We start from the raw sequence: 11361 nt of genomic DNA, 5'->3' as shown, positions 1-11361 counted from the left end.
ATTTAAATATGAATTGGTGGTGGAACTCTCTTAAACAATAAGCGAGCAAGAACACTATTTATATAATCATATAAAACTAAAAGGACTTATCGCGAGATAAGTCCTTTTTTATTTCAGAAAAAAATGAAACAATTAAAATTTAAAACTATTTCTAAAAAACAATTGGCAGATACAATTACTCCAGTAGGAATGTATTCTAAAATTAGAGATAAATACGCCAATAGTTTGTTGTTAGAAAGTTCAGATTATCATAGTAAAGAAGAAAGTTTCACATTTATATGTGTAGAACCAATTGTTACTTTAAAAGCCGATAATAATACATTTTCTTATCACTACGGAAACCAAGAGCTTGACACAAAAAGTATTAATTCTAATTTCTATGAGATTTTTGAATCCTATAAGAATACAATTACTTTAGATTGTGATAAAGCAATAAAATCATACAATGGCTTTTATGGTTATATATCCTACAACTCAATTCAGTATTTTGAAACAATTAAGCTGAACGCTAAAAAAGCACCTTCTGAAATTCCAGATTTCCAATTCAGTTTTTTCAAATTTATCATTGCTATTAATCATTTTAATGATGAATTAACACTTATTGAAAACATTGAAGAAGGTGAGGAATCTAGAATTGAAGAGATTCAAACCTTAATAAATGCAAAAACTTATGGTTTATATAAATTTGATACTATTGGAAAGGAATCTTCAAATTGTACCGATGATGATTTTAAAAATAATATAACAAAAGCAAAACAACATTGCAAACGAGGAGATGTTTTTCAACTAGTTTTATCACGTCAGTTTCAACAAAAATTTAAAGGAGATGAGTTTAATGTGTACAGAGCCTTACGGTCAATAAACCCATCACCATATTTATTTTATTTCGACTACGGAAGCTTTAAATTAATGGGCTCATCACCGGAAGCTCAAATTAAAATCGACAAAGAAAAAGCCATTATCAATCCAATTGCAGGTACATTTAGGCGAACAGGAGATATGTCAAAAGACATTTTGTTAGGCGATAAATTATCTAAAGATACCAAAGAAAATGCAGAGCATGTAATGTTGGTAGATTTAGCACGAAACGATTTAAGTAAACACGCAAGCAATGTACAAGTGGAAGTTTTTAAAGAGGTACAATATTTTAGTCACGTAATTCATTTAGTTTCAACCGTACAAGGAAAACCAAAAGGAAAAGCCATAGAAATTGTAGGTGATACTTTCCCAGCAGGAACTTTAAGTGGTGCACCGAAATATAAAGCAATGGAATTAATTGATAAATATGAAAATCAAACCCGTGGCTTTTATGGTGGTGCAGTTGGGTTTATTGGGTTAGATAATTCAGTAAATTTGGCAATTGCCATTCGTTCATTTGTAAGTAAAAATAACACCTTATTTTCTCAGGCAGGAGCCGGGATTGTTATAAATTCTACCGAAGAAGGTGAGTTACAGGAAGTAAATAACAAATTAGCAGCTTTAAAAAAAGCATTAATTATGGCATCAACTATTTAGGGAGTTCCCAAGCTGTCATCTCGAGCAGAGTCAAGAGAACAGCTAGGTCGGGCTTTACGCACTCGCTTTTTTGTTGAAAAACAAAAAGAGCTCAAACAAAGCTTCAATCCCTAACGCAAAAAAAATAAAAATAAAAAGTTAAAATATGAAAATAGTAATCATAGATAATTACGATTCATTTACCTACAATCTAGTTCATTTAGTTGAAAATATTACTGGGAAATATCCAGCAGTATTTAGAAATGATGAAATAGCAGTTGAGGCTATTAATGAGTACGATTTAATAATGTTGTCTCCAGGCCCAGGTATACCAAATGAGGCAGGAATTTTAAAAGAAGTTATAAAAACCTATGCAGGCAAAAAACCAATTTTTGGAGTTTGTTTAGGCTTACAAGCAATAACCGAAGTATTTGGAGGTTCGTTAGAGAATTTAGATTCGGTTTTTCACGGAGTAGCAACCACAATGAAAGTAACGGATTTTGATGCTTCAATTTATAAAGGAATTCCAACTGAGTTTGAAGCAGCACGCTACCATTCTTGGATAGCATCTAAAAAAGATTTTCCTTCTGAATTAGAGATAACAGCAGTTGATGAATTTGGAGATATTATGTCTTTACAGCATAAAACACACAATATAAGTGCAGTGCAATACCATCCTGAGTCTATTTTAACACCTTTAGGAGAAAGAATTGTTCGTAATTTTATAGAAGCAAATAAATAATGAAAAAAATATTAAACAAATTATTTGAACAGCAGCGGTTAACAAAACAGGAAGCTAAAGAAGTACTTTTTCAAATAGCAAACGAAAAGTATAACAATTCTCATTTAGCTTCTTTTTTAACGGTGTTTATGATGCGCCCAATTTCAGTAAATGAATTGGCGGGTTTTAGAGAAGCCTTGTTAGAATTGGCTATAAAAATAGATTTATCAGAATTCAACACCATTGATTTGTGTGGTACAGGAGGTGATGGTAAAAACACATTCAATATTTCAACATTAACATCATTTGTAGTTGCAGGCACAGGAAATAAAGTAGCTAAACATGGAAATTATGGAGTTTCTTCAGTAAGTGGATCTTCAAACATGTTAGAGTTTTTAGGGTATAATTTTACGAATAATGAAGCTGTTTTAAAGAGTCAAATAGACAAGGCAAATATTTGTTTTTTACACGCACCTTTATTTCATCCAGCAATGAAAGCTGTTGGGCCAGTGCGTAAAGAATTAGGGTTAAAAACATTTTTTAATATGTTGGGGCCGTTGGTAAATCCTAGTAACCCACAAAACCAATTGGTAGGTGTTTTTAATTTAGAAGTTGCCAGAATTTATAACTATTTATTGCAAGAAACGTCTAAAAATTACGGGATCGTTTATAGTTTAGATGGTTACGATGAAATTTCATTAACAAGTGCGTTTAAATTATTTACTAAAGAAAACGAAGAGTTAATTACTCCTGAAGAATTAGGATTGAAAAGTTTAAAACAATCTGAAATTTTTGGAGGAGATTCGGTAGCTTCATCTGCTAAAATATTTGTATCAATTTTAGATGGAAAAGGTACTGAAGCACAAAATAATGCCGTATTGGTAAATGCAGCATTTGCATTAAAAATAATAGATAAAAACAAAACCTTTGAAACAGCTTTTGAAGAAGCAAAAGAATCGTTAGTGAGTTTAAAAGCAAAAGAAAGTTTAACTAAATTAATTAGGAATTAAGATTTAACATCAAGTGTCATGTTTAAGATGTCACATAGAGCTTGTCGAAGTGTTGTTTCAGCATCTCATAATAATATTAACAAGACAGAATTATTAAAAATAATTGGTAGTATTCAAAAAATAATTCGGAATTCTTAATTAAAAAATTTATAATTATAGTAATGAATATTTTAGATAAAATAGTAGCACATAAAAAGAAAGAAGTCGCTCAGTTAAAAAGCGAGGTTTCAATAAATAAATTAGTAAAAAGCCCCAATTTTAAACGTACACCAATTTCATTAAGAAAGGCATTAACAGTAAAAAACTCAACAGGAATCATAGCTGAATTTAAAAGACAATCTCCTTCAAAAGGGATAATAAATGACAAAGTGGAGGTTGTAGATGTTACTCAAGGGTATTTACAAGCAAATGTTGCAGCGCAATCAATTTTAACAGATACTCATTTTTTTGGAGGATCGGTTTTAGACCTTATGCAAGCTAGAACGGTAAATGAAACTACACCAATTTTAAGAAAAGATTTTATAGTTGACGGATTTCAAATTGTAGAAGCAAAAGCAATTGGAGCCGATGCTATATTGTTAATTGCAGCTTGTTTAACGAAACAAGAATTAAAGAATTATGGAAAATTAGCTGGAGATTTAGGGTTGGAAGTTTTGTATGAAGTGCATAATAAAGAAGAACTTGATAAAATTGAGTTAGAAAATAAAATTATAGGAATTAATAATCGGAATTTAAAAACTTTTAAAGTTGATTTAGAACATTCGATTAAATTGGCAGGGCAAATTCCAACTAGTTGTATTAAAGTTTCTGAAAGTGGATTAAGTAATCCAGCAGTAATTGTTGGGTTAAAAGAATACGGTTTTAAAGGATTTTTAATTGGTGAAAATTTTATGAAAACCGAAGACCCTGGGTTAGCTTGCCAAGCATTTATTAATCAAATTCGTTAACTGATGAAAATTAAAGTATGTGGAATGCGAGATGCCGATAATATTTCGGAATTAATAAAATTAAAACCAGATTTTATTGGATTTATATTTTACAATAAATCAAAACGTTTTGTTGAAGATTTTCCTCAAGTTAAATTTCCTTCATCAATTAAAAAAGTGGGTGTTTTTGTAAATGAAACTATTAATGGTATTATAGAGAAAGTAAATAAACACCAATTAGATATTGTTCAATTACATGGGAATGAAACTCCAGAATACTGTATTAAAATAAAAAAGAGTCATCTTGAGCGTAGTCGAAAGATTGTTTCAGGACCTCTTGGTTTTGAAATTATAAAAGTATTTTCTATTGATGAGAATTTTGATTTTCATTCAATAGCTGAATATGAAAACAGTTGTAATTATTTTTTATTTGATACTAAAGGAAAAGAATATGGAGGAAATGGTATAAAATTTAATTGGGAAATACTTCAAAACTATAAAGGTAAAGTTCCATTTTTATTAAGTGGAGGAATTTCAAAAGAGGATAGTACAGAAATTTTGTCATTCCTGCGAAAACAGGAATCTAAATTATGTATTGGTGTTGATATCAACAGTGGGTTTGAAATAGAACCAGCGTTAAAAAATATTGAAGAAATTAAAGAATTTAAAAAGAGCTTAGTATGAGTTATTTTGTAGATAAAAATGGATATTATGGTCAGTTTGGAGGGGCGTTTATTCCTGAACTTTTGTATCCAAATGTTAAGGAATTAGAAGATAATTATTTAAAAATATTGGAGTCAGATTCCTTTAAAAAAGAGTTTAAGGAGCTACTAGATACGTATGTTGGCAGACCAACTCCATTATATCTAGCAAAACGTTTATCTGAAAAATATGGAGTAACTATTTATTTAAAACGAGAAGATTTATGTCATACAGGAGCACATAAAATTAATAATACTATTGGACAAATATTGGTTGCCAAAAAACTAGGTAAAAAACGAATTATTGCTGAAACAGGAGCTGGGCAACACGGCGTTGCAACAGCTACGGTTTGTGCTTTAATGAATTTGGAATGTGTTGTTTTTATGGGGGAAGTTGATATTAAGCGCCAGGCTCCAAATGTAGCTCGAATGAAGATGTTAGGAGCAAAAGTGATTCCAGCTAAAAGTGGAAGTAAAACATTAAAAGATGCTACCAATGAAGCTATTCGTGATTGGATTGGAAACCCTGAAGACACCTATTATTTAATTGGTTCCGTGGTTGGTCCACATCCATATCCAGATATGGTGGCTCGTTTACAATCTATTATTAGTAAAGAAATTAAAGAACAATTATTAGTGCAAACAGGTAATGAAAATCCAGATATGGTAATTGCTTGTGTGGGTGGGGGAAGTAATGCTGCAGGCGCTTTTTATCATTATTTAGATACTGAAGATGTAAAATTAATTGCTGTAGAAGCTGCAGGATTAGGCGTTTATAGTGGCCAATCGGCGGCTACCTCACAATTGGGTGAAGTTGGAGTTTTACACGGAAGTAAAACAATTTTAATGCAAGATGAATACGGACAAGTAACAGAACCTTATTCCATTTCAGCAGGGTTAGATTATCCTGGAATTGGACCATTACATGCTTTTTTACACGAAAGTGAGCGTGCTGAATTTATGAATGCTACCGATCAGGAAGCTTTAGATGCCGCTTACGAATTAACAAAAATAGAAGGAATTATTCCTGCTCTTGAATCGGCACATGCATTAGCGGTTTTGCCTAAAATGAAATTTCAAAAAGAACAAGTAATTGTTATTAACTTATCTGGAAGAGGCGATAAGGATTTAGAAACTTATATAACACATTTAAAATAATAGTTAGTCATGCTGAACTTGTTTCAGTATCATATCTTAATAAAATAAAATTGAGCTATGTTTACATATTAACAAATAAATATAGAACGATATTTTATATTGGTGTTACAACAAATTTAAATTAAAGAAAAGAACCCTAAATTAAAAATAGTGCAAATATGATGAGACTCTGAAACAAGTTCAGGGTGACAAAAATTAAGACAATGAGTAGAATAAATAAAATTTTAGAAGAGAATAAGAAATTACTATCTGTTTTTTTTACAGCGGGTTTTCCAAAGTTAAATGATACAGAAGTAATAATTAAAAGTTTAGAAAGTAGTGGTGTAGATTTTTTAGAAGTTGGTTTGCCATATTCTGATCCATTGGCTGATGGGCCAACTATTCAGCATAGTAGTTCAGTTGCATTAGAAAATGGAATTAATTTAGACATTATTTTTAATCAGTTAGAAGCATTAAAAAATTCAGTTAAAATTCCATTGGTTTTAATGGGGTATTTAAATCAGGTGATAAAATATGGAGAAGAAAAATTTTGTCAAAAATGTAAAGATTGTGGAATTGAAACTGTAATTATACCAGATTTGCCAATGATTGAGTACGAATCTCATTACCAACAATTATTTACAAATTATGGTATTTCAAATGTGTTTTTAATAACACCTCAAACTTCAGAAGAAAGAATTCGAAAAATTGATAAAATTACAAATGCGTTTATTTATGTAGTGGCTTCTTCATCAATTACTGGCGCAAAAGGAGAAATTTCATCAAAACAAATTGCGTATTTCGAACGAATTCAAAAAATGAATTTAAAAAGTACTTTAATTGCAGGTTTTGGTATTTCTAATAAATCTACCTTTAATACTGCTTGTGAGTATATGAATGGAGCAATTATTGGTTCAGCATTTATTAATTTTTTACAAGAAAAAGAAACAAATTCAATATTTAATTTTGTTGATGAAATTTTAAATTAATTGTTAAAAACCCTTTTTGTACTGTAAAACCCTAAAATCAAGTGTATTGAATTTAGGGTTTTGTTGTTTTAAGATTACTGCCTACTGCTCAGTTTGACGTACCAGTTGGAGCGGTTAATGAAACTACTTTTATAATTCTATTTTCATAATTAAACGAATGAATTTTAGGCGTTTTAGTTTCAATAATAGCTAATTTTATATTTTGCTTTTTTAATAATCGTCTTAAATGATATTCAGGTCTATTTTTGTTAATGCCAGCGGTTAATAGAAACGTATTTATTTTTGGATAATTAGAAAGATAACTTAGAAAATCTCTGAGAATTATTTGTTGCATTCCTAAATCAGAAGCCTCTATTTTTTTGCGTTCGCAAGATGCGATAATGTCGCAAATTCCAATAGTATTTTTTATTAGAAATTCTTTTCGCTGTTGAATTGCGAATTCAGTTATTTCAAAATGTAGTTCTAGTTTAAAAATTTCATTTAAAATTTTCCATAATTGTCCGCCAATACTTCCGTAGCAAAAATCTATATCTCCTTTTTTTCGTTTCTAACTGAAAATCGTGGTGGAGGTAACGTATCAACAATCAATTTCGTTGCGTTTTTTAGAATAAATGGTTTGTATGGGTGTTTATGTTTAAACATTATTCAATTTCAAAATTGAAATAAGTAGTTGGAAAAGGTTCATTATTTAAAGTAAAATGCCACCACTCTTGAGAGTAATTTCTAAAGTTGTATTTTTTCATAACTTCTTGTAAAACTTTTCTATTTTGAATTTGTTTTACAGTTAAATCTTGATTTGAAATCCATGATTCCTTTCCGAAAAAATCAAAAGGGCTTCCCATATCTAATTCTTCTTTTACATCCGTAGATAAATAAATTAGTGTAATATCAACGGTACTTCCTCTACTATGCCCAGATTTTGAAGCAATATATTGTTCTTTAAATAAATTTTCTTTTTTTATACTTGGGTAATACTCACTTTTCTTTAGTGTGTCATTTAATTTTTTTGCCCAATTAACAAAATAATTCACTGCTTTTTGTGGTCTGTAAGCATCGTATATTTTTAGTCCTAAATTCTTTTTATTTAAATCTAATTGGACTTTCTTTAATGCTAAAGCAGTTTCTAAAGTTACAATTCCAACGGGTTTTAAGTACCCATTAATTGGCTTTCCTATAAAATTATTAGTGCTAGTATATCTTAATTCTAATTCAATAGAAGGGATAATATCTTTAATGTAAACAAACCCTTTTGGCAAGGTTTGGGAAAACCCTTCAGAGTAGAATAACACAAATGAAATAAGAATATATAAAAATATATTTTCAGTTAACTTTCTCTCCATTTACGTAAGTTTCGTTCACTCTTATATAAGGAATTTCTGCTTCATCAACTTCCATAATATTTTTGTCTAAAATTATAAAATCTGCAAATTTCCCTACTTCAATGCTACCTTTTTCATTTTCTTCAAAATTTGAATATGCAGCCCAAATAGTCATTCCTTTTAGCGTTTCTTCTCGAGTTAAAGCATTTTCCATTTGGAAACCATTTTCTGGATAATTATTTAAATCTTTACGTGCAACACTTGCATAAAATGTTAAAAATGGATTCACTTTTTCAATTGGAAAATCTGTTCCTAAAGCTATTTTTCCATAGGTGTTTAATAAATCTTTATAGGCATAAGAACTTTTAATACGTGTTGGTCCAACTCTGTCTTCTGCCCAATACATATCACTTGTAGCATGTGTTGGTTGTACGGAAGGTAAAATATTATCAAAATATTTAATATCTTCAGGATCTAAAATTTGTGCGTGTTCTATTCTCCAACGTCGATCTTTTTTGCTTTTTAAAACTTCTTTATAAGTTTTTAGCATTAAATAGTTTGCAGAATCTCCAATGGCATGTGAGTTCATTTGATAATCTGAAGCTACAATTTGTTTTGCAATGTTCATATATTCTTCAGGGGTGGATAGAATAGCTCCAAAATGATTGTGCTGGTCTGAATATGGTTTTTTTAAAGCGGCTCCACGTGAACCTAAAGCACCATCAGCATATACTTTTATGGAACGAACATTTAATCTATCCGTTTTAACAATGCCTTTTTTTAAATAATAATCCACATCCTTTGGAGTATTGGCAACCATAGCATACATTTTTATTTTTAATGTTCCAGATTGTTGTAAACTATCTATTAGTTCAATTGTTTCTCTTGATAAACCTGCGTCATCAACGGTTGTTAATCCATAACTAAAACATATTATTTCAGCATCCTGTAATGCTTTAATTTGTTCTTTTTTTAGAGGTCTTGGTACAATTGCATAAATTAAATCCATTGGATTATCAATAAAAACTCCTGTCAATTTTCCATTTTTTTGAAGGATTTCTCCTCCGGAAAACTTCGTAGTTGTAGTAACTCCTGCTAAATCTATTGCAGCTTGATTTACCAATAAAGCATGTCCATCAATTCTAGTAATAGCAACAGGTGTATTTGGAAATAATTTATCTAACTTCTCTTTTGTTGGAAATTCTTTTACTTCCCAATCATTTTGATCCCAGCCACGACCGGTAATAAAATTAGTATTTTTTTCTTTTTGAAAATCAACTATTTTTTGAAGAACTTCATCAAAACTTTTAGTACCTGTTAAATCAACTTTTTGCTGTTGCAAGCCTAAGCCATAAAAATGACAATGTGCATCAATAAATCCAGGAACTATTGTTTTCCATTTCACATCATTAATATATGTTGGAGCATACTTAGATTGAATTTCTAAATTTGTACCAATATTAATAATTTTACCATCTTTTATTGCAAAAGCTTCAGCTTTACCAAAATTGCTATTAACTGTATAAATGTTTGCATTTATTACAATAGTGTCAACTTTTTCTTTTTTTGTACAAGAAATTGTCATAGTAATTAGTAATAAAAAGATTAATTTTTTCATAGTATTATTTTAAATAAGTATCTAGTAAATAAATCATGGAAGTTATGGATGCTGCACCAAGTTCAAGTTCACGTTGGTTAACAATTTCAAAAGTATCTAGCGCAGAATGATGATATTTGAAATAACGTTGAGAATCAGGTCGGTAACCAACCAAAGAAATAGTTTCTGATTTTAAAGGACCAATATCGGAACCAGAATGACCTTCTCCAATACTCGTTAAACCATAAGGAGCTAATACTGTTTTCCAACTTTTAATTAACTCTTGATTTTTAGGAGTTGCAGTAAATGAAAATCCTCTGGGTGTAAATCCGCCAGCATCAGATTCTAATGCTGCAATATGAATTTCATTTTTGGTTTTAGCTTCTTCAGCATATTTTTTACCACCACGTAAACCGTTTTCCTCATTCATAAATAACACAACTCTTATAGTATGCTTTGGTTTTATGTTGTTTAATTTTAATAATTGCGCAACAGCTAAAGATTGTACAACTCCAGCTCCATCATCTTGTGCGCCTTGGGCTAAATCCCAAGAATCTAAATGACCTCCAACAGTAATATATTTATTAGGATATTTGCTTCCTATTATTTCACCAATAACATTAAAAGAAGGAGCATCAGGCAATGTTTTACAATTTTGTTTGAAATAGAATTTTAATGTTGAATTTTCTTTTAATTTTTTACTTAAAAGATTTGCAGCTTTGGTGCTTATGGCTGCTGTTGGTACTTTTTGATTCTCAGAAATATCACCATAATACATATTGCCTGTGTGAGGATAATCATCTATGTATGAAGTCATTGAACGAACAATAACACCTAAAACACCAAATTTTCCAGTTGTTTTTGCTCCGTAAACACGTTGATCTACACAACCTCCATAAGCTCTAAAAGTTTCAAGTAAAGTAGCATCAAAAGGGCGATTAAAAAACACAATTTTACCGCGTAATTTTTCTCCTAATTGTTCAGCTTCTTTTAAACTTTTCACTTCTACTACCTTTCCGGTTATTCCATTTTTTGGAGTTGAAATAGAACCACCTAAGGCACAAATTGGTATATTATATTTTATGTTATTACTAGTAAAATAAGCTTCTTCTTTTTCTCCTCTAACCCAATGTGGAACCATAATAGGTTGTAACCAAACCTTATCAAATTTTAATTCTCTCATTAATTTTTCTCCCCATTCTACAGCTTTTTGAGCTTCGGGAGAGCCAGATAATCTACCTCCAATATCATTTGATAATTCATCTAACCATTGATAGCATTGCCCATTTGTTAATGCAGCATTAAATAGTTGTTTTATAGTGATTGAATCTTTTTTGTTTACTAATTGTGAAGTTTGTTTAGTTGATTTAATATCATTGCAAAAGGATAGTAAAAAAAAGATACTTAGCCCAAGAAAAAAGTGCTTCATTTTATGATAGTTTTAAGAGTTGGTTAAAACTACGTAAA

Annotated in this window: 11 protein-coding genes; 7 read left to right on the top strand and 4 right to left on the bottom strand. The window is 30.2% G+C overall.

The genetic code is table 11. From position 1 onward, the window contains the following. The first annotated feature begins 123 nt into the window (after positions 1-123). From QM495_RS10015 to trpA, 7 genes are all read left to right on the top strand, one after another. Positions 124-1515, top strand: coding sequence for an anthranilate synthase component I family protein (locus QM495_RS10015; protein ID WP_408671968.1), 1392 nt, complete (start codon positions 124-126; stop codon positions 1513-1515). A 145-nt stretch (positions 1516-1660) separates the two neighbouring features. After that, the gene (locus tag QM495_RS10010) at positions 1661-2236 is read left to right on the top strand and encodes an anthranilate synthase component II (RefSeq protein ID WP_408671967.1); all 576 of its coding nucleotides are present in this window, start codon (positions 1661-1663) and stop codon (positions 2234-2236) included. After that, on the top strand, positions 2236-3225 hold the full coding sequence (trpD, locus tag QM495_RS10005) for an anthranilate phosphoribosyltransferase (RefSeq protein WP_408671966.1): 990 nt from the start codon (positions 2236-2238) through the stop codon (positions 3223-3225). Before QM495_RS10010 ends, trpD begins: the two co-directional genes overlap by 1 nt. A gap of 161 nt (positions 3226-3386) precedes the next feature. Then, positions 3387-4172, top strand: coding sequence for an indole-3-glycerol phosphate synthase TrpC (trpC, locus tag QM495_RS10000; protein ID WP_408671965.1), 786 nt, complete (start codon positions 3387-3389; stop codon positions 4170-4172). A 3-nt stretch (positions 4173-4175) separates the two neighbouring features. After that, positions 4176-4835, top strand: a complete 660-nt coding sequence (locus QM495_RS09995; RefSeq protein ID WP_408671964.1) for a phosphoribosylanthranilate isomerase — start codon at positions 4176-4178, stop codon at positions 4833-4835. Next, positions 4832-6010, top strand: coding sequence for a tryptophan synthase subunit beta (gene trpB, locus QM495_RS09990; RefSeq protein WP_408671963.1), 1179 nt, complete (start codon positions 4832-4834; stop codon positions 6008-6010). The genes QM495_RS09995 and trpB overlap by 4 nt, the downstream gene beginning before the upstream one ends. A gap of 203 nt (positions 6011-6213) precedes the next feature. Further along, positions 6214-6978 carry a tryptophan synthase subunit alpha gene (gene trpA, locus QM495_RS09985; RefSeq protein ID WP_408671962.1) on the top strand — a complete coding sequence of 255 codons (765 nt, stop codon included), beginning with the start codon at positions 6214-6216 and terminating at the stop codon, positions 6976-6978. Positions 6979-7066: 88 nt separating this feature from the next. On the opposite strand, the gene QM495_RS09980 is transcribed toward trpA, so the two are convergent. The 4 genes from QM495_RS09980 to QM495_RS09965 all read right to left on the bottom strand — a co-directional run bounded on the left by QM495_RS09980 (position 7067) and on the right by QM495_RS09965 (position 11323). Continuing rightward, entirely contained in the window at positions 7067-7312 is a 246-nt protein-coding gene (locus QM495_RS09980; protein ID WP_408671961.1) for a hypothetical protein, read from the bottom strand. Between the two features lie 307 nt (positions 7313-7619). Further along, positions 7620-8318 (bottom strand): M15 family metallopeptidase, encoded by a 699-nt coding sequence (locus tag QM495_RS09975; protein ID WP_408671960.1) that lies wholly within the window; start codon positions 8316-8318, stop codon positions 7620-7622. Continuing rightward, the gene (locus tag QM495_RS09970; RefSeq protein ID WP_408671959.1) at positions 8299-9915 is read right to left on the bottom strand and encodes an amidohydrolase; all 1617 of its coding nucleotides are present in this window, start codon (positions 9913-9915) and stop codon (positions 8299-8301) included. The genes QM495_RS09975 and QM495_RS09970 overlap by 20 nt, the downstream gene beginning before the upstream one ends. Before the next feature lie 4 nt (positions 9916-9919). Next, positions 9920-11323, bottom strand: a complete 1404-nt coding sequence (locus tag QM495_RS09965; protein ID WP_408671958.1) for a M20/M25/M40 family metallo-hydrolase — start codon at positions 11321-11323, stop codon at positions 9920-9922. Between the last annotated feature and the right edge of the window lie 38 nt (positions 11324-11361).

This window comes from Lutibacter sp. (genome assembly GCF_046055765.1).
GTDB lineage: Bacteria > Bacteroidota > Bacteroidia > Flavobacteriales > Flavobacteriaceae > Lutibacter.
Note: the sequence above shows the minus strand (reverse complement) of the source record. Positions and strands in the feature narration are given on the sequence as shown.

Excerpts from the sequence above, each read along its gene's own strand:
- QM495_RS10015 (WP_408671968.1), top strand. The coding sequence starts at position 124 with ATGAAACAATTAAAATTTAAAACTATTTCTAAAAAACAATTGGCAGAT.
- QM495_RS10010 (WP_408671967.1), top strand. The coding sequence starts at position 1,661 with ATGAAAATAGTAATCATAGATAATTACGATTCATTTACCTACAATCTA.
- QM495_RS09965 (WP_408671958.1), bottom strand. The coding sequence starts at position 11,323 with ATGAAGCACTTTTTTCTTGGGCTAAGTATCTTTTTTTTACTATCCTTT.
- QM495_RS09970 (WP_408671959.1), bottom strand. The coding sequence starts at position 9,915 with ATGAAAAAATTAATCTTTTTATTACTAATTACTATGACAATTTCTTGT.
- trpC (WP_408671965.1), top strand. The coding sequence starts at position 3,387 with ATGAATATTTTAGATAAAATAGTAGCACATAAAAAGAAAGAAGTCGCT.
- trpA (WP_408671962.1), top strand. The coding sequence starts at position 6,214 with ATGAGTAGAATAAATAAAATTTTAGAAGAGAATAAGAAATTACTATCT.
- QM495_RS09995 (WP_408671964.1), top strand. The coding sequence starts at position 4,176 with ATGAAAATTAAAGTATGTGGAATGCGAGATGCCGATAATATTTCGGAA.
- trpD (WP_408671966.1), top strand. The coding sequence starts at position 2,236 with ATGAAAAAAATATTAAACAAATTATTTGAACAGCAGCGGTTAACAAAA.
- QM495_RS09975 (WP_408671960.1), bottom strand. The coding sequence starts at position 8,318 with ATGGAGAGAAAGTTAACTGAAAATATATTTTTATATATTCTTATTTCA.
- trpB (WP_408671963.1), top strand. The coding sequence starts at position 4,832 with ATGAGTTATTTTGTAGATAAAAATGGATATTATGGTCAGTTTGGAGGG.
- QM495_RS09980 (WP_408671961.1), bottom strand. The coding sequence starts at position 7,312 with ATGCAACAAATAATTCTCAGAGATTTTCTAAGTTATCTTTCTAATTAT.